At 43.9% G+C, this 18,166-nt stretch carries 16 protein-coding genes; 9 read left to right on the top strand and 7 right to left on the bottom strand.

What is annotated here, in order from left to right; translation table 11 throughout:
• Positions 1–34 precede the first annotated feature (34 nt).
• Positions 35–2,560 carry a M14 metallopeptidase family protein gene (locus L3V43_RS21765; protein WP_237117386.1) on the top strand — a complete coding sequence of 842 codons (2,526 nt, stop codon included), beginning with the start codon at positions 35–37 and terminating at the stop codon, positions 2,558–2,560.
• A 64-nt stretch (positions 2,561–2,624) separates the two neighbouring features.
• On the opposite strand, the gene L3V43_RS21760 is transcribed toward L3V43_RS21765, so the two are convergent.
• Positions 2,625–3,296 (bottom strand): ComF family protein, encoded by a 672-nt coding sequence (locus L3V43_RS21760; RefSeq protein WP_237117387.1) that lies wholly within the window; start codon positions 3,294–3,296, stop codon positions 2,625–2,627.
• A 57-nt stretch (positions 3,297–3,353) separates the two neighbouring features.
• Between L3V43_RS21760 and bioH the strand changes: the two genes are divergently transcribed.
• The 3 genes from bioH to L3V43_RS21745 all read left to right on the top strand — a co-directional run bounded on the left by bioH (position 3,354) and on the right by L3V43_RS21745 (position 5,382).
• Positions 3,354–4,085: a pimeloyl-ACP methyl ester esterase BioH gene (bioH, locus tag L3V43_RS21755; protein WP_237117388.1), complete on the top strand. Its 732-nt coding sequence runs from the start codon at positions 3,354–3,356 to the stop codon at positions 4,083–4,085.
• A gap of 104 nt (positions 4,086–4,189) precedes the next feature.
• On the top strand, positions 4,190–4,498 hold the full coding sequence (locus L3V43_RS21750) for a hypothetical protein (protein WP_237117389.1): 309 nt from the start codon (positions 4,190–4,192) through the stop codon (positions 4,496–4,498).
• Complete coding sequence (locus L3V43_RS21745; RefSeq protein WP_174171056.1) at positions 4,498–5,382, top strand: putative metalloprotease CJM1_0395 family protein; 885 nt, start codon at positions 4,498–4,500, stop codon at positions 5,380–5,382. Before L3V43_RS21750 ends, L3V43_RS21745 begins: the two co-directional genes overlap by 1 nt.
• Before the next feature lie 116 nt (positions 5,383–5,498).
• Here the strand turns inward: L3V43_RS21745 and L3V43_RS21740 are convergent, their stop codons facing one another.
• The gene (locus tag L3V43_RS21740) at positions 5,499–7,811 is read right to left on the bottom strand and encodes a Tex family protein (RefSeq protein ID WP_102057659.1); all 2,313 of its coding nucleotides are present in this window, start codon (positions 7,809–7,811) and stop codon (positions 5,499–5,501) included.
• An 83-nt stretch (positions 7,812–7,894) separates the two neighbouring features.
• Positions 7,895–8,380, bottom strand: coding sequence for a transcription elongation factor GreB (greB, locus tag L3V43_RS21735; protein ID WP_010378480.1), 486 nt, complete (start codon positions 8,378–8,380; stop codon positions 7,895–7,897).
• A gap of 214 nt (positions 8,381–8,594) precedes the next feature.
• Here greB and ompR point away from each other — a divergent pair, with 214 nt between their 5' ends.
• The 3 genes from ompR to L3V43_RS21720 are packed head-to-tail and all read left to right on the top strand — an operon-like array spanning position 8,595 to position 11,383.
• Positions 8,595–9,314, top strand: coding sequence for a two-component system response regulator OmpR (gene ompR, locus L3V43_RS21730; RefSeq protein ID WP_010378483.1), 720 nt, complete (start codon positions 8,595–8,597; stop codon positions 9,312–9,314).
• Between the two features lie 5 nt (positions 9,315–9,319).
• Positions 9,320–10,633 (top strand): two-component system sensor histidine kinase EnvZ, encoded by a 1,314-nt coding sequence (envZ, locus tag L3V43_RS21725; protein ID WP_237117390.1) that lies wholly within the window; start codon positions 9,320–9,322, stop codon positions 10,631–10,633.
• Between the two features lie 24 nt (positions 10,634–10,657).
• Positions 10,658–11,383 (top strand): hypothetical protein, encoded by a 726-nt coding sequence (locus L3V43_RS21720; protein ID WP_237117391.1) that lies wholly within the window; start codon positions 10,658–10,660, stop codon positions 11,381–11,383.
• Positions 11,384–11,427: 44 nt separating this feature from the next.
• Here L3V43_RS21720 and L3V43_RS21715 read toward each other — a convergent pair whose 3' ends face one another.
• The 4 genes from L3V43_RS21715 to hslR form a co-directional block, all read right to left on the bottom strand.
• Positions 11,428–11,622, bottom strand: a complete 195-nt coding sequence (locus L3V43_RS21715) for a hypothetical protein (RefSeq protein ID WP_010604365.1) — start codon at positions 11,620–11,622, stop codon at positions 11,428–11,430.
• 160 nt (positions 11,623–11,782) lie between these two features.
• Entirely contained in the window at positions 11,783–13,321 is a 1,539-nt protein-coding gene (locus tag L3V43_RS21710) for a phosphoenolpyruvate carboxykinase (RefSeq protein ID WP_010378491.1), read from the bottom strand.
• A gap of 263 nt (positions 13,322–13,584) precedes the next feature.
• Positions 13,585–14,430 (bottom strand): Hsp33 family molecular chaperone HslO, encoded by an 846-nt coding sequence (gene hslO / locus L3V43_RS21705; RefSeq protein WP_237117392.1) that lies wholly within the window; start codon positions 14,428–14,430, stop codon positions 13,585–13,587.
• 11 nt (positions 14,431–14,441) lie between these two features.
• Positions 14,442–14,852 carry a ribosome-associated heat shock protein Hsp15 gene (hslR, locus tag L3V43_RS21700; protein WP_010378496.1) on the bottom strand — a complete coding sequence of 137 codons (411 nt, stop codon included), beginning with the start codon at positions 14,850–14,852 and terminating at the stop codon, positions 14,442–14,444.
• A gap of 276 nt (positions 14,853–15,128) precedes the next feature.
• Here hslR and gspC point away from each other — a divergent pair, with 276 nt between their 5' ends.
• Positions 15,129–16,013: a type II secretion system protein GspC gene (gene gspC, locus L3V43_RS21695; RefSeq protein ID WP_237117393.1), complete on the top strand. Its 885-nt coding sequence runs from the start codon at positions 15,129–15,131 to the stop codon at positions 16,011–16,013.
• A 27-nt stretch (positions 16,014–16,040) separates the two neighbouring features.
• Positions 16,041–18,107: a type II secretion system secretin GspD gene (gene gspD / locus L3V43_RS21690; protein WP_237117394.1), complete on the top strand. Its 2,067-nt coding sequence runs from the start codon at positions 16,041–16,043 to the stop codon at positions 18,105–18,107.
• The last annotated feature ends 59 nt before the right edge of the window (positions 18,108–18,166 follow it).

The raw sequence follows: 18,166 nt of genomic DNA, 5'->3' as shown, positions 1-18,166 counted from the left end.
GCTTGAAAAGTAATCGGAATTAAAGGACATTATCATGCGGTTAATAAGCTGTATTATCGTGCTGTTGAGCTTTAGCTTGCAGGCCAAGCCCATTGCCTATTATTTTGGCGATGAAGTAAAATTTGATCCCACAATAACTACGCCAAAACAAGCATTTGGATATGAAGTTGGGCAGTGGCATTTGCGCCACGATCAAATCGTTAATTATCTACATACCCTTGCAAGCGAAAGTCCAAGACTGAGTGTCGAAACAATCGGGTTTAGCCATGAGCGACGTCCTTTGTTACTCCTAAAAGCGAGCTCGCCACAAAACCAACAAAACTTGGCGCGTATTCAGCAAGATCATATTGCTTCATTGAGCAGTAGCCAAAACCGTTCAGACCAGCCAGTTGTGATGTGGATGGGGTATAGCGTGCACGGTAATGAGTCTTCAGGAAGCAATGCCGCGGTACTCATGGCATATTATTTAGCTGCGGCGCAGGGCGAGTCTGTTACGCAGCTCCTTGATAATGCGGTGATATTGTTAGATCCAGCTTTGAACCCTGATGGCTTATCACGTTTTGCTACATGGGCAAACGCCAATAAGAGCATGTCTCTATCAACCGATCCTGCACATCGTGAGCATAATGAGTCTTGGCCTTCTAGTCGCACTAACCATTATTGGTTTGACCTCAATCGTGACTGGTTACTACTACAACATCCTGAGTCAAAAGCACGGATCAAAGCGTTCCATCGTTGGAAACCAAACGTACTGACCGATTTTCATGAAATGGGACCAAATAGTACGTATTTTTTCCAACCAGGGATCCCATCAAGAACTCACCCAATTACCCCATTACAAAACGTAGCGCTAACCAACGAGATTGGTAAGTTTCATGCCAAAGCTCTTGATGCGCAAGGGGAGTTATATTTTACTCAAGAGAGTTTTGATGACTTTTATTATGGCAAAGGTTCTACGTACCCCGACGTAAATGGTGCGGTTGGCATTTTATTCGAACAAGCGAGTAGTAGAGGGCATGCACAAGAAACTCAGTATGGCGTGTTGAGTTTTCCTGAAACGATTAAAAATCAAGTCACGACGAGTCTCTCGACATTCCAAGCCAGCATAACGCATCGACGCGCTTTACTTGATTATCAGCAGCAGTTTTATCAACAAGCGAACGAGCTTGCGAGTAAAGATGAAATCAACGGTTACGTTGTTGCTCGCGGCAAAGATAACTACCGTTTTCAAGCGTTTGTGGATTTATTGAAACAGCATCAGATAGAGGTGAAATACCTCTCAAAAGCCAAAGAAGTTGATAACACCGAATATCAGCAAGGGGATTTATACATTCCACTAGCCCAGCCGCAATATCGCTTGATAAAAGCACTATTTAGCACACAGACGCATTTTAAGGACAACACGTTCTACGATGTTTCAGGTTGGACGATGCCGTATGCTTATGATTTAGCTTTTGCCGCAGTAAAAAGTGGCTGGGGTTTAAAGCTTCAAGATGAATCGAGCACTGACTCAAATATATTGACTCCCGTTGCAGGAAGTTATGCCTACACCATAGAATGGCACCATTATCTGGCGCCACAATTAGCAAATCGACTCTTACAGGCAGGAGTGAAAGTAGCAGCTGCAATGTCACCATTTTCAGCATCAACCACCTCAGGCTCTCATGACTTTCAGGCCGGTACATTGGTGATAGCAAGTGGTATTCAACAGCAAGCGGACTGGTTTACTGAGCTTGAAACAATCGCCAGAGAGCTTTCACTTCCAGTATATAGTGTGACTACAGGCATGACACAAAGTGGTGTCGATTTTGGGTCAAGACAAATGCTGCAGCTGCAAAAGCCAGAAGTCCTCATCATAGGTGGTGCGGGTGTAAGTCAATATGAAGCGGGTGAGCTTTGGTATCATTTGGATAGGCATTTAAAACTAGCCCCGTCGATTGTGGAAAAGCAGCATATCGAGAAACTCGATCTTACACGCTACACCCATATTTTATTGGCTGATGGTAAGTATGGAGATTTAAGTGACAAGAGCAAAGCCAAGCTCTTGAGTTGGGTTGCTAAAGGCGGTGTGATTTGGGGGCAAAAGCGTGGTGCACAGTGGCTAATCGAACAGCAACTACTAGACGCTAAAATGGTTTCAAGCAAAGAAATGCGAGCCCAGTTTGACAGCAAAAATCTCACCTTTGCAGATCAAGATAGCCTTTCGGCAAAGCAGCGGATTGCCGGCGCGATTTTTGATGCGCGTTTGGATTTAAGTCATCCCTTGTCTTTTGGCTTCGAGAACCGGGAATTACCTGTCTTTAAAAATAGTACTTGGGTGATGCATCGTAATAATAAGCCATTTATCGAGTCGTTAACGTACACTCAAAAGCCTTTATTGGCAGGGTATACTGATAATATCAACGTTGAGCAGATCGCAGGTTCCTCTGTCTTGATTGCGTCAAAGTCTGGACGTGGGGTGGCTGTTGGAATGACTGACAACCCGGTATTTCGTGGCTTTTGGTTCGGTTCTAGCCGGCTGCTAAATAACGCGTTGTTCTTTGCACACGGCATAAGATAAAGTCCAGAACATTTAGCAAGTTGATTGGTATCTGTTCTAGCTATATCAATTAAATAATACGCTTTTAAGCGTCGAATGGTGTGAGGCTGATAGCCATCGCCCACACCATTTTTGCCCTATTTTGTTTACACACTTTTGCCGCTGCATTCATGGTCGCGCCCGTTGTGATCACATCCTCAAGTAATACTATATTTTTTCCTTCAACAGGTTGGCTGAGCACAAAGGCATTGTTTAAGTTACGTTTTCGTTTAGCCTTGGTCAGCTCAGATTGCGGCTTGGTGTGCTTTGTTCTTTTGAGTATTGTTTGGGTGAGTGGTAGCCCTTGCCAAATTTGCTCAACTTGATTGTAACCTCGTCGGATTAACCGTCTTCGGTGTAGTGGCAAACAACAAACAAGGTCTACAGGGAAAGCATTTTCTTCACTGAAGCGCTGCCATAGCGCCTGAGCTAGCAGGTTTAAGGCACATTGATAGGCTTTGCTGTGGTTAAACTTTATTCCTTGCAACCATGTGTTTATAGGCGTGCGGTACCAACTCGCCACGGTTAACCCATCGCAGTCTTCAAGGCTAACCATGCGTTGGATATTGGGGTAGTTAAGTAGATTAATCTCTTGTTCCATAAAGTCTAAGCAGGCTTGTAAGCAGTGTGGACAAAGCAAGGCTTCTGTTGTGCGTTGTTCACAACATACACAAGGCTGACACCACTTTTTAGGTAATAACCGATTAAGTTGGATCATTGCTTTCCATCCCGGGTTAGCTATCATGGCGTCAAGTTTGGTATAGAGAACAGATAAATGCAAAATGAAGTTGTGCTGCTCCATGGTTGGGGGATGAACAAAGCGGTGTGGCAGTTATGCGAGGAAGCTTTTGCACCTACAACACTAATTAAAGCGGTCAATCTTCCTGGATTTGGTGGTACACCAAGCGCTGAGGGCGATTATTCTCTTGAGCGTAACGCTTTACTTATTGCTGAGCAGCTGATGCCACAAAGCGTGTTGATAGGCTGGTCTTTGGGGGGCTTATTTGCATTGTATTTAGCTGCTCATTTTCCAGACAAAGTTAGCAAGGTTATTTTGGTCGCTTCAACGCCATTTTTTTGTGAGCAAGCAGATTGGCCCGGAATAGCCCCTAAGGTGCTAAACAACTTTGAGACTCAACTGCAAACCAATAGCGCAAAGACGATAGAAAGGTTTTTAGCGATTCAAGCGATGGGCAGTGAACATGCCAGAGAAGACATCAAACAACTCAAAGCGCTACTAGGCACACTGCCGGAAGCGGAGGCGAAAGCACTAGCTGGTGGACTGGAGATATTGAAATCGCAGGACTTACGAGATGAATTTTCACGGCTGCAACTCCCCACAATAGGCATCTTCGGCCGTTTAGATTCTCTTGTTCCACAAGCGGCTGTAGAGAAAATGCAGGTACTCAATCCAAATTTTAAGGCTCATACGCTTGCAAAGGCCTCTCATGCGCCTTTTATCTCTCATAAAGAAGCCTTTTTATCACTCCTTAAATCAATTGTTTAAATATTTGGAGTAATAAAGCGGCAAAAAATTGCCGCTTTTACTTTTCTTTGTTGATATTTTGCGCAATAATTAGTCAGTAAGAAAAGGTTTATCTAGGTGCGAATATGCCAATAGGTGATGTGTTAAATAATGGAATTGACGGTTATAACCGCGCTGCTCAGGGGATTGCCCAAGCAAGTGCTGATATTAACCGCGCTGCCATCGAGCAACAAAGTGATTCTGAACGTGCATCTGGGCGGCAGTTGCAAGGTGCTAGTGCCGGTGAAGCTGTGACGGCTCCAGTGAGTGAGACGCCAAGCTTGACAGAATCCGTGGTAGCCTTAAAAGTTGAAGAGTTTAACGCGAAAGCCAATGTGCAAACTATTCGCACTGCAGATGAAGTGTTAGGTACGTTGATTGATATTAAAGTGTAATGAACATAGTAACGCCACCACCGGCGATGAATTTAAACACTGCCAACGTGTACACCGAAACGGTTGTACGCGATAATCAGCTGCGTGAAGCGATCCCAAAACCTGCACCAACTAACTCTTCATTTACTGAAAACCGCAACCTTTCCGATTCTGAAAAAGGCCGCTCTTCTAACGTAGACGATGCAAAAGTTTACGGCTCTGATGGTAAAACAGAGCAAAGCAAAACCATTCAAGGCAAAGAGCAAGGTGAAAAAGGCGAAGGCCAAGAAAAAGAAAAGAATGAACAAGAGCAGCAACAAACAGAGCAAGATGAGCAGGTCGTTCAAGAATTAAAATCTCGAGATAGAGAAGTAAGATTACATGAGCAGGCTCATGCCAGAGTAGGTGGGCAATATGCCGGATCACCGAGTTATGAATATCAGCGCGGTCCTGATGGCAATAACTACGCTATTGGCGGTGAGGTGATGATCGACGTTGCGCCGCTTGAAGGTGACCCGCAGGGCACGATTGAAAAAATGCAAACGGTGAGAGCGGCAGCGTTAGCACCAGCAGAACCATCTGGCGCTGACAGAGCCATCGCAGCAGATGCGACTCAAAAACTCTCGGCGGCGCAGGCTGAGTTGGCAAAAGCTTCTATCAGTGGTGAAGAGCAAAGTGATAGCAAGCGGGTACAAAACATTCAAACTCGCCGCTTGAGTGGTGAGCAGGCAAAAGCAGAGAGTGAAGAGGAGCAAGCCAAGCTTAAGCAGGATGCAGATCCTTACGCTGTTGCGATGCCAATTGAAGCTGACCCTGAAATCCAAGCAAGATCGCTCAGGATCTCAAATTTTTATCAACATGTAGCGATGCCTAACCAACCCGCATCGCTATCAGTGCAAATTTAACCGTAGGTATTGGCCTTCTCCTCCGCGGGTCATTGCAGTGAAAACGAGTTAAAACCCCCGACAAACGAAAAGCGCGACCAAGGCCGCGCTTTTCTTTGTTCACTGTTCTGTTGAGATTACTTCTTCAGCTTTGCGAAGGCTTCAGCAAAAGCATTACCCATCGCGGCGTTACCTGCATCTCGTGACTTTGGCTTAGAAGACTTAGGCGCCGGTTTTCCTTTGTGCGGCTTAGCGTTCTGTTTTTGCGCTGGAGCTTGAGATATTTCATCGTTTAAGCGCATGGTAAAGCTAATGCGTTTACGAGGCACATCAACCTCAATCACTTTGACCTTAACGATATCTCCCGCTTTAACGACTTCACGTGGATCGGAAATAAACTTATCCGTGAGTGCTGAAATGTGAACAAGTCCATCTTGATGTACACCTACATCCACAAAAGCCCCAAAATTGGCAACATTAGAGACCACACCTTCTAAAATCATACCGACTTTAAGATCTGTGATTGTCTCAACACCAGCTTTAAACTGCGCCGTTTTAAATTCTGGGCGAGGATCTCGGCCTGGCTTATCTAATTCTTTGATAATATCAGTGACCGTTGGTACCCCAAACTTATCATCTACATAGTCATTTGCCACAAGGCCATTCAAGACTTCGCGATTACCGATAAGGGTATTCACTTCTAGATTTTGTTTTTTACAAATCGCTTTGACAACAGGGTAAGCTTCAGGATGCACTGCTGATGCATCCAGTGGATCGTCGCCATTGGCGATACGTAAGAAACCGGCTGCTTGTTCAAATGCTTTAGGTCCTAATCGCTCAACTTTTTTAAGCGCTTTGCGATCCGTGAAAGAGCCATTTTCGTCGCGGTATTTTACGATGTTACTGGCTAATGTTTTATTCAAGCCCGAGACGCGCGTTAGTAATGGTATCGATGCCGTGTTCACATCGACACCCACTGAGTTTACGCAGTCTTCGACCACAGCAGTTAGCGTTTGCCCTAACTGGCTTTGAGAAACATCATGCTGATATTGGCCAACACCGATTGATTTTGGTTCGATTTTTACAAGCTCTGCTAACGGATCTTGTAATCTTCTTGCAATAGAAACTGCGCCACGTAGAGATACATCAAGATCTGGAAATTCGTTTGCGGCAAATTCAGAGGCAGAGTACACCGATGCGCCAGCTTCACTCACCATGATTTTATTAAGTTTTAATTCGGTGGCGCTTTTTAGCAGTTCTGCGGCCAGTTTGTCGGTCTCGCGAGACGCGGTTCCGTTACCAATAGCAATAAGCTCAACTTTGTATTGGCGACACATTTGCTCTAGTGTCTTCAGCGACTTATCCCACTGGTTTTGAGGGGCATGAGGGTGGATAGTACTCGTTGCAATCAGTTTGCCTGTGGCATCGACAATAGCGACTTTACATCCGGTACGTAATCCCGGATCGATACCCATTGTCACTTTTGCACCTGCAGGCGCAGCCATCAGCAGATCTTTTAGGTTTTTCGCAAAAACTTCGATAGCATCTAGCTCTGACTTTTCACGCATTGACCCTAAGAATTCGTTTTCCAAGTGCAGGGCGATTTTAATCTTCCATGCCCACTGGACTACACCCATCAACCAATCACTGGCAGCTTTACCAGAGACGGCTAGGCGGTAATGATCGGCAATGATCTGTGCACAAAATTGAGCGGCGTCTTCTGCACTTGGTTCCGGGTTAATAGATAACTGCAAAAAGCCTTCGTTACGTGCTCTTAGCATCGCCAGCGCACGGTGTGATGGAATTTTATTTAGTAGCTCATTATGTTCAAAGTAGTCACGGTATTTGCTTCCTGCTTCTTCTTTACCTGCGATGACTCTTGCTTCGATTTGCGCGTTGTCTTTAAGGTGTGCTCGGAGCTTAGCAAGTAGTTTAGCGTCTTCTGCAAAACGCTCCATGAGAATGAATTTAGCGCCATCTAAAGCCGCTTTGCTGTCAGCAACGCCTTTGCTTTCATCAATGAAAGGGGCCGCTTGTTGCTCTGGGTCTAATGTTGGATCTGCAAATAAAGCGTCAGCTAAGGGTTCCAAACCTGCTTCTATCGCGATTTGGCCTTTTGTTCTGCGCTTTGGTTTGTATGGGAGATATAAATCTTCGAGTACGGTTTTACTGTCGGCGGCTTGTATTTCTGCACTTAGCTCAGCAGAGAGTTTACCCTGTTCATCGATGGTTTTTAAAATAAACTCGCGACGTTCATCAAGTTCTCGTAAGTAACCTAACCTTTGCTCAAGCAAACGCAGTTGAGTGTCATCTAAGCCACCCGTTACCTCTTTACGGTAACGTGCAATAAATGGAACGGTTGCCCCTTCGTCTAGCAAACTAATAGCAGCATTAACTTGCTGTTCTCTGGCGTTAAGCTCAGTTGCTAAACGTTGTGTGATATTGCTCATGCAAAATCCTTATACTCTTCTTAATCGGTCTGTGTTGCCTAGATAATACTCATCTCGGGCAAACAAAATTTAGCTCAATGTTATCATTGTTCGGTGTTTCTGCGATATTCGATTTGGTTGATATACCAAAGTCTTCGGCCGTGCGGTGTGGTGACCGTAATTTCATCATCGACTTGTTTGCTTAGTAAGGCCCTTGCCATTGGCGCATCGATGGAGATGTAGTCATTGCGTTCGTATATTTCATCAGGTCCAACAATCCGAAATGCACGAACCTCGCCTTCTTCGCTTTCTACTTCTACCCAAGCGCCAAAAAATACTTTACCTTCTTGTTCGGGACTATATTCCACGACTTTTAGTTCGGGCATACGCTTTCGTAAAAAGCGCACCCGTCTATCTATTTGCCTTAATAAACGTTTATTGAAGGTGTAGTCGGCATTTTCGGAGCGATCGCCTAAACTCGCTGCCCAATTCACAATTTTGGTGATCTCTGGGCGCTTTTCAAACCACAGATGATCATGTTCTTGCTGCAGTTGGCGGTATCCTTCGGGCGTGATCAAATTCGTTTTCATGTTTCTCAGGTATTTTGGGTTAAACCCTTGTAATGTTCGGTAACAATCTAGTATCAATGTATGGTGTCGAAAAGCACCAAATTCAATTATATTTAAGCATAATAATATCATGGTCCATTATCGCCATGAGCGTTAAATGAACAGGATGATGATTTGTGCACGAAATGTCGCAGATCAGCAAGCTTTAGTAAATTAATAAATAGAAGAAATATAAATGGGAAATGAAACCACCAAAGTGCTCGTAGTTGATGACGATATGCGTTTACGCAGTCTTTTAGAGCGTTATCTCGTTGAGCAGGGATTTATCGTCCGCAGCGCAGCCAATTCTGAACAAATGGATAGACTACTTGAACGCGAAAACTTTCACTTAATGGTGTTAGATTTGATGCTTCCTGGAGAAGATGGCCTTTCCATCTGTCGTCGTTTAAGACAAAAAGAGAATGAGATCCCAATTGTTATGTTGACGGCGAAAGGTGACGAAGTTGACCGTATTATTGGCCTTGAGCTTGGCGCGGATGATTACATTCCAAAACCATTCAACCCAAGAGAACTGCTGGCGCGAATAAAAGCCATTCTTCGTCGTCGTGCCAAAGAAGTACCAGGTGCGCCTGCGGCAGAAGAAAATGAAGTGAGCTTTGGTAACTTTACCCTTAATTTAGCGACGCGAGAGATGCAACATGGGGAAGCGACAATTTCACTTACCTCAGGTGAGTTTGCGGTACTTAAAGCACTGGTGAGTCACCCTCGCGAGCCGCTTAGTCGAGATAAGTTAATGAACCTTGCTAGAGGGCGTGATTATAGCGCACTTGAGCGTAGCATTGACGTTCAGGTTTCGCGCTTACGTCGTATGATTGAAGATGACGCCTCTAATCCTCGCTATATACAAACGGTGTGGGGTCTTGGGTATGTATTTGTGCCTGACGGCGTGAAGTAGCCAGCATGTTACCTCGTAGTGCATTTGGGCAAACCGTCTTCTTTGTCGGCGCGTTACTATTGATAAATCAAGTCGTGTCTTACATTACCGTTACCTTATACGTCTTCAAACCAACCTTTGAACAAGTGAATCTGATGCTCGCTAAGCAGGTTAAAACGGTCTTCATTGATTGGGAAGATGGTGTTGAAGTGGACAATACACTATCTCGCAAATTTTTTGAGATAACCGGCATTGAGGTGATGACACAAAGAGAGGCGTATGTAAATGGGCTGGGGCAGGCCAAAGAATATACATTGCTGTCTCGTAGTATGTCGGAGCAACTTAATGGCTCTGCGCGAGTCAGGATAAGCCAAGGAGATCCGGTTGTTTATTGGGTTGAGCCACCACAAGCGCCAGGATATTGGGTAAGAGTGCCGCTTAGCGGACTCAGTGAAACAAAAATGGAGTTTTTAGTTTTCTACCTCTCCAGTATTGGTTTCTTAAGTGTGTTAGGGGGTTGGCTTTTTGCTCGGCATCTAAATAAACCGCTAAAATCACTACAAATTGCTGCTAGTCGAGTAGGGGTCGGGGACTTTTCAACCCGGCTTGTTGAAGAAGGGTCCACGGAAGTCATAGAGGTGACTCGGGCGTTTAATAAAATGTCTAAAGGTATCGCAGACCTAGAAAGTGATAGACGATTGTTAATGGCTGGCGTTTCACACGATTTACGTACGCCCTTAACCCGAATTCGTCTAGCAACTGAAATGATGTCGGATGAAGAAGACTACCTGCGCGAGGGGATAATCGACGATATTGAAGATATGAATGCGATTATTGACCAATTCATTGAATATCTCCGTCATCACAACGGTGCGGAAATGTCGCCAGATGATGTTAACACGGTTATTGAAGAAGTTGTTCATGCAGAGCAGCAGCATCAGCGACCAATTCACCTGCAAGCAGAGGAATACTTACCAGCGGTAATGATGAATGCCGTCGCGTTAAAGCGAGTGTTTACTAACATGATTGAAAATGCGATCCGTTATTCTGAACAAGATATTGAGGTGACGACAGAGTATAGCCCCAAGCACCGTGCTGTTATCGTAAAAGTAATGGATAGAGGGCCTGGTATTCCTGAGTCAGAGTTAGAGTCTGTATTCGAACCATTTAAACAGGGAGATCAGGCTAGAGGGAGTGAGGGGAGTGGTTTAGGGCTTGCCATTATCAAACGTATCGTGACCACACACGGCGGTAAAGTAAGACTACGAAATCGAGATGATGGTGGTCTGATCGCGGAGGTTTCTTTGCCAGCTTATCGGGGAAAGCTTGAGGAAGCATGATTTTCAATAGGGTAGGCGAGCAAGTTGAGCACAATAAAGCATAGGGATTTAAGCTATCAAAAGGGAGTGTTAGATACACAGTATTTAAACCAATTGAAGCGAGTGATAGCGACAAGCTTTTCCAATGTCGAGGTAGAGCATTACTTTGCTTTGTACTTTGAAAAAGGCGAAAGCACAAAGCGCAGACTCCGGTTGTTTTTATCAGGCGGTGACATTGTCGGCTATTGCTTATTGACCTTTGATGATAGCAACAAGGATGTTTGCATTGTTGGCGCTTCAGCTGCTTTTTTGCCTGATTTTAGAGGGAAAAACAGTACCTTTAGGTTTTCTCTTATCGAGGTATTAAAACGTTATATACGTAACCCTCGTAGAAAACTGTTATATGCAGATACCATGCTCAGTCCCGCCATGTTCAGGGCCATGGCAAAAAATATCGCCGAAGTTTATCCAAATAACTTGCCTCAAAATAGCGCGATAGCAACGCTCTATGACACCATCAATCCAGTTGGCTTGGTAAGCCCTCATAATAGCCTAAGGTGTTTGAAGGCTGTTGGACGCAAAACCAATTACAGCGAGGCTGAAATCGCACGCTTTAGAGAAAGCAGCAAAACTGAGATTGCACTTTACTGTTGTGTTAACCCTGACTTTGATAAGGGAATTGCGCTTGTGGCTATCATTCCAATCACAATGAAACAATTTGTATTAACCTTTAAAAAGTTGGTGCTAAATAAGCTTTGGAGTACGTCGTAATAGGGCGAGTTTTCGCCCTATTAAAGGACTTGGTTATCGCGTTATTAGCAGATATCTACTGAACGACAAAGTCCCATTGACTCACAAATCGCAACGTGAGTATCACAAATTTGCCAACTGCCACAATCAACTCTAGAGCCAAAAGTCGCGCCCGCGGCAGCAATTTTTCTGGTCGCCTGATTGTTTAGATCTTTCGCTTGCAGCGATTTTAGTTGTTTCTTTTTTAATTGTAATTTCATGGTTTTCCTTATACGTGCTGTTTAAATAACCAGCAATATATAAGCATGTATGTACCTAAATGTTAATAATAAGTTTGTTGAAAGATATTCATGTGTAAAAAATCAGGCACAAAAAAACGCCCAAACAAGGGGCGCTTTTGATAAAGGAATCTTTCTTAGGTTAGCCGCGAGGGCCTGCTGCTTTGATTGCTTCAGAAACATCGTATTTAGCGAAGTTTTCTTTGAAGTCAGCCGCAAGTTTAGCTGCATATTCCGCATACTTAGCCTGATCTTGCCATGTATTTACCGGATTAAGTAGCTTGCTATCAACACCTTCCACTGCCACTGGTACATCTAAATTTAGTGCCTCAATGTGCTGTGTCTCAACGCCCTCTAATGTATCGTTTACGATTGCATCAATCACGGCGCGAGTTGTTGGAATGTCAAAACGCTTACCAATGCCATAAGGACCACCAGTCCAACCTGTGTTTACTAGGTAAACTTTAGCGCCAAACTCACGCACGCGTTTCATTAGTAGCTCAGCGTACACGCCTGCTGGACGCGGGAAGAAAGGAGCACCAAAACAAGTTGAGAAAGTTGATTCGATATCAGAAGTTGAACCAATCTCAGTTGAGCCTACTTTCGCTGTGTAGCCACTAAGGAAGTGATAAGCCGCAGCTTCTTCACTTAGGATTGAAACTGGAGGTAATACGCCGCTCACGTCACAAGTTAAGAATACAACTGCACGAGGCTCGCCCGCGCGGTTTTCAACTTTACGCTTTTCAACATGCTCAAGAGGGTAAGCTGCACGCGTATTTTGCGTTAAGCTTGAATCGGTATAATCAGGAGTACGCGTTTCATCTAGCACGACGTTTTCTAAAATAGTACCAAAACGGATTGCATCCCAAATAACAGGCTCGTTCTTTTGTGACAGGTCGATACATTTCGCATAACAACCGCCTTCAATGTTGAATACGCTACCAGGTGCCCAACCGTGCTCATCATCACCGATAAGAAAACGCTTAGGATCCGCAGAAAGCGTAGTTTTACCTGTTCCTGATAGACCAAAGAATAACGTTGTGTCACCAGCTTCGCCAACGTTTGCACTACAGTGCATAGGTAGCACACCTTTTGCTGGTAGTAAGAAGTTCTGTACAGAGAACATCGACTTCTTCATTTCACCGGCGTAATGCATACCTGCGATAAGCACTTTGCGCTGTGCAAAGTTGATGATAACGGTACCATCGCTGTTTGTACCATCACGCTCAGGATCACAAACAAAAGAAGGAACGTTCATCACCTGCCATTCAGGTAAATCAGTTTTGTTATAAGAGTTAGGTTCGATAAACATGTTTTTAGCGAAAATGTGGTGCCAAGCAGTTTCAGTCGTTACAACGACTGGTAAATAGTGCTCTGGATCCGCACCGACTTCTAAGTGAGAGACGAAGTGGTCATTTTCAAGAACGTGCGCTTCTACGCGAGCCCATAAAGCATCAAACTTAGCACCTTCGAATGGGCGGTTTACGTTACCCCATTGGATGTCATTTTCTGTGCTTGATTCTTTTACGATGAAACGGTCGTTTGGTGAACGTCCAGTACGACGACCAGTTTTTGCAACAAAAGCTCCATTTGCGGCTAAAGTGCCCTCGCCACGACGGATAGCGTGTTCGACAAGTTCAGCTGCGGTTAAATCGACAAAACGAGTAGCGCTTGAAGTCATGTTTATACCTAAAAAGTGAGAGTTGAACGGGATAGCTCTGGGGTACTCTTGCCCTTAGCTAAATTTATAGTAACAGATGAAATTGAGATATTCGAGCCTTTAGAGTGCTTAAAATTACATAAAAACGTCAAAAAACTTGAATAATTTCAATGATACCGGTGTCATAACTTTTGTATGTTTTATGACACCGGTATCACCCAATAGCCATAAAAAAACCGCCAAAAATGGCGGTTTCATTTTGTAATTAAGGGCTAAAGCGCAACTTAATTAAATAACGATTTAATATCTTGCTCGTTAAAAACGTAGTTTTTCAAGCAGTAATGACAGCTAATATTGACCTCGCCGTGTTTTTGCAAGTCTTCCATCAAGGCTTCTAGTCCGACATTGGCCAGCGCATTCTCGGTTTTTTCTCGGCTACATCCACATACAAACGAGATAGCTTGCGGTTCAAAAAGTTGAGGATTGTCTTCGTGATACAGTCTAGTTAGTACGGTATTGGCGTCTAAATCTAGTAGCTCTTCATCTTTAATCGTGTCGCTTAGTGCTTCAAGATGTTGGAAATCGGCAACAGACTTTTCTTTATTGACGGGCAGTACTTGTAAAAACAGACCTGCCGCTTTCACTTTATCGCCGACTAGGCTTGTTGCGAACCATAAACGGGTTTTCAATTGCTCAGATTGCTCGAAGTATTCTTCTAAACATTCGGCAAGTGATTCTTTAGAAAGGGGAACTATGCCTTGATAGCGTTCGCCTTTTGTCGGTGTAATGGTGATAACCATATACCCTTTGCCCATGAGCTCAGGTATAGATGATCCCAAAACCTCAGATTGCAGCCTTGCCACGCCACGCATCTGTTGTTTGTGATTACCATTGATCACCGCATATTTTACTGGACCATCACCTTGGAGCTGAACCGCAATGTCACCTTCAAATTTTAACGTAGCGGTCAGTAAACTGGTTGCAACCAATAACTCGCCTAATAGCTGTTGCACAGGCTCTGGGTAGTTGTGACCGCTAATGATGTCAGTAAAAGTCTGTTCTATTTGTACAAGCTCACCACGTACGTCTAGCTTGTCAAAAATATAACGATGAAGTAAATCAGTCTGCATCAATGAAAATCCTAGTTTGATTTCAATTTAAGTAATTCACGGCGTTGTTTCTTGTCCGGCTTAGTGGCAGGACGAGGCGCAAACAAGCTATTGTTTTGGCGCGCCAACGCGTTTTGCGTTCGTTTTTCAATGCTTGCTTCAGACTCTTCATAAAGAGTTTGAGCAATTGGAGCCGCTTGTCGCTTTTCCATGATTTTGAGTATGGTTACTTCTTTCTCTTCATATCCTTGGGCTAATTTCACTACCGCGCCGACTTCAACCGTTTTACTTGGTTTACAGCGTTGACCGTTGTAATGTACTTTGCCACCTTGGACCATATCGCGAGCAAGCGCTCGTGTTTTGTAAAAGCGAGCAGCCCATAACCACTTATCAATACGAACTTTCTGTTCAGATTGGTTGTTTTCCTGTTGGAGTTTTGTCACAATTCGTTAACTATTTGCTAGTGTGAAATTTAACCTAACAAATTTAGCATATTTCGTTATGCAAACAAAGTAGATGACAGGCACTAAACTTGTGAGTTAATCGCACTTTACCTAAAAAATGAACTAATATGTGTGTCTATGTTCCAAGGTTAAGTTTAGATTCAGTTAATTGGCCTACGGTGTACCTATTTAATTAAAAGTTTAACAAATGCACGCTTGTTGAAAAAATTTCGAGGCGGTACACTGGGGCGTTCAAGAAAATAAGAAAAGTATTATATGGAATTACAGTTACAACAGCTTCAGAAGTTTTGGCTTGGTTTGCCTCACGCAAAATTGAGTCGTATCATTGTTGTCCTGTCGGTTGTTTACGTTGCGTTTCTCTTTTCGCAATTATTTTGGTTGTTATGGCCAGTGCCACAAACACAACCCTTGCTTCCAGCATCACAACTGTATAGTCAATCAAGTAGCGGTATCACAAGCCAAGGAATTGTCGCTCAAAATTTGTTTGGTGAGGCAAATGCTAAGCCTGATACCAAACCACAGCCCGTGGTTTCTGATGCACCAGAAACAACGCTTAACGTTAGGCTAACCGGTATCGTAGCGGTAAGCCAAGATGATGGTGCGGGTCTTGCTATTATCGAGTCTCAGGGTCGCCAGGAGACCTACTCAGTTGATGCACCAATCACAGGCACTCGCGCTAAGCTTGCCCGAGTGTTACCTGATCGTGTGATTTTGGATGTCAGTGGGCGTTTTGAAACGCTGATGTTAGATGGTATAGAGTTTAGTCGCACTGTGGCGATGCCAACAAAGTCAAAGAAAATCGTCAACAGCATAACTTCACCAACCCCATCTCGAAATGAACTAGCAAATCGTCGCCAGGAATTAATAAACGAGCCAGGTAAGTTGTTTGATTATATTAAAATTTCGCCAGAGCGCCGCAATGGAGAACTAATCGGTTATCGCCTTACACCAGGTAAAGATCCTGAGCTATTTAAACAAGTCGGTTTACAAGCGAATGATTTAGCAATCGCAATTAATGGGTTTCAGCTCACGGATATGAAACAGGCTATGTCAGCTATTAATGAACTTAGAACGAGCACAGATGCGAACATCACGATTGAGCGAGACGGTCAAGTGATGGATGTGCAGTTTAGCCTGTAAAGTTACTAATTTTGGAGTTTTAGAATAATGGGTAAAAAGCTACACCTCACAAAAACCAAAAAAGGGTTAGCTAAGTATGCAACGCTCTTGATTGCTGCTGGTATTTCACTTTCTGTTTCTGCGGTTGAATATGCCGCGAACTTCAAAGGCACTGATATTAATGAATTCATTAATATCGTTAGTGATAAGCTGAATAAAACTATCATCATAGACCCTAACGTGCGCGGTAATATCAATGTTCGCAGTTATGAGCTGATGGATGAAAAGCTTTATTATCAGTTCTTTTTGAACGTGCTGGAAGTGTATGGTTATTCTGTTATTGAAATGGATAGCGGTGTGCTTAAGGTAGTTCGTAGTTCTGATGGTAAAAAGTCAAATGTACCTTTGGTATCTGGTGAAGAGCTAGGTAATGGTGACGTAATGGTAACACGCGTTGTTCGCGTGAAGAACGTTAGCGTGCAAGAGCTTGGTCCACTTATTCGTCAGTTCAGTGACCAAAAAGATGGTGGTCACGTAACCAATCTAAATTCAGCAAACGTGATGATGCTAACTGGCCACGCGTCCTCGGTGAATCGCCTAGTTGATATAATCAAAACGGTTGACCAAGCAGGTGATAAACGTGTTGATATCGTTAAGCTGAAGCATGCCACTGCTGAAGACGTTGTTAAAGTCGTTGAAAAGATTTTCCAAGACTCAGGAAAAGGCGGTGTACCTGACTTCCTTATCCCGAAGATTGTATCTGATACCCGTACTAATAGCGTCATTGTTAGCGGCGAATCACAGGCCCGTAGCCGAGCTGCTGAGCTTATAAAGCGTTTAGACGACGAGTTGCAATCCCAAGGCAATACTCAGGTCTTCTATCTGAATTACGCAAAAGCTGAAGATCTGGTTAAGGTTCTTCAAGGTGTGAGTAAATCGATTGAAGAAGAGCAAGCCGGAGGTCAGCAAGCAAGAACTCGCAGTAGCAGCAAAAATGAAACCAGCATTGAGGCGCATGAAGACTCAAACTCATTGGTGATAACGGCGCAGCCAGACACTATGCGTTCACTGAGTCAAGTTATTAAAAAACTGGATATCCGTCGTGCCCAAGTATTGGTTGAAGCGATTGTTGTTGAGGTTTCTGAAGCCGATGGTATTAACCTTGGCTTACAATGGATCTCTGAAAAAGGCGGTATGCTACAGTTTAATGACGGTACAACTGCACCAATTGGATCCATAGCGGTTGCTGCTGAGCAAGCACGTGACAAAACAGTCACTAAAAATATAACAGGTACAGAATCTGGAAAAACAACGGAATATGATGAGACTGTTAAGGGCGATTTGACTGGGCTTGCCAAAGTTCTAGGCGGTATTAATGGGTTAGCCGCAGGTATTGTCAAGAATGATTGGGGTGCAATCATTCAAGCGGTAACTACTGATACCAACTCAAATATTCTTGCCACGCCATCGGTTACGACTATGGATAACGAAGAAGCGTCCATGATCGTCGGTGAAGAAGTGCCAATTGTTACGGGTTCAACGGCGAACGACAATAATTCAAACCCGTTCCAAACGGTAGACCGCCAAGAAGTGGGTATTAAATTAAAAGTAACCCCTCAGATTAACGATGGCACAGCGGTTCAACTGACGATAGAACAAGAAGTATCAAGCGTGAAAGGTGCGACGTCGGTGGATATTCGAGTGGCTAAACGTGCTATCAATACCACGGTTATCGCTGATGATGGCGGCATGGTTATCTTAGGTGGTCTGATTGATGAAACCGTTCAAGAAAGTGTATCTAAAGTACCACTATTGGGTGACATTCCAATATTAGGTCACCTATTTAGATCAACAGGGACTAAAAAGGAAAAACGCAACCTATTAGTATTCATTCGTCCGACTATTGTACGTGATAGCCGCAGTATGAATGAAATTAGCCATTCAAAATATAACTTTATCCGTGGTGAGCAGCATAAACAAAGAGAGGATGGCATTGAGCTAATGCCATTTGAAGACACGCCAATCTTACCTAAGTGGGATGATAAGCTTACTCTGCCTCCAACGTATGAAGAGTTCTTAAAAGAACAAAACAAAAAAGAGCGTGAAAATGATTGATGAGAAAGTCACGCCGGATTTAGGAGCTGAAGCTGAAGAGATGGCAGCGCAGCTGCAAA

This window comes from Pseudoalteromonas sp. L23 (genome assembly GCF_021728455.1).
Classification (GTDB): Bacteria; Pseudomonadota; Gammaproteobacteria; order Enterobacterales; family Alteromonadaceae; genus Pseudoalteromonas.
The sequence above is the reverse complement of the archived record's forward strand: the minus strand, read 5'-3'. Positions and strand labels throughout refer to the sequence as shown.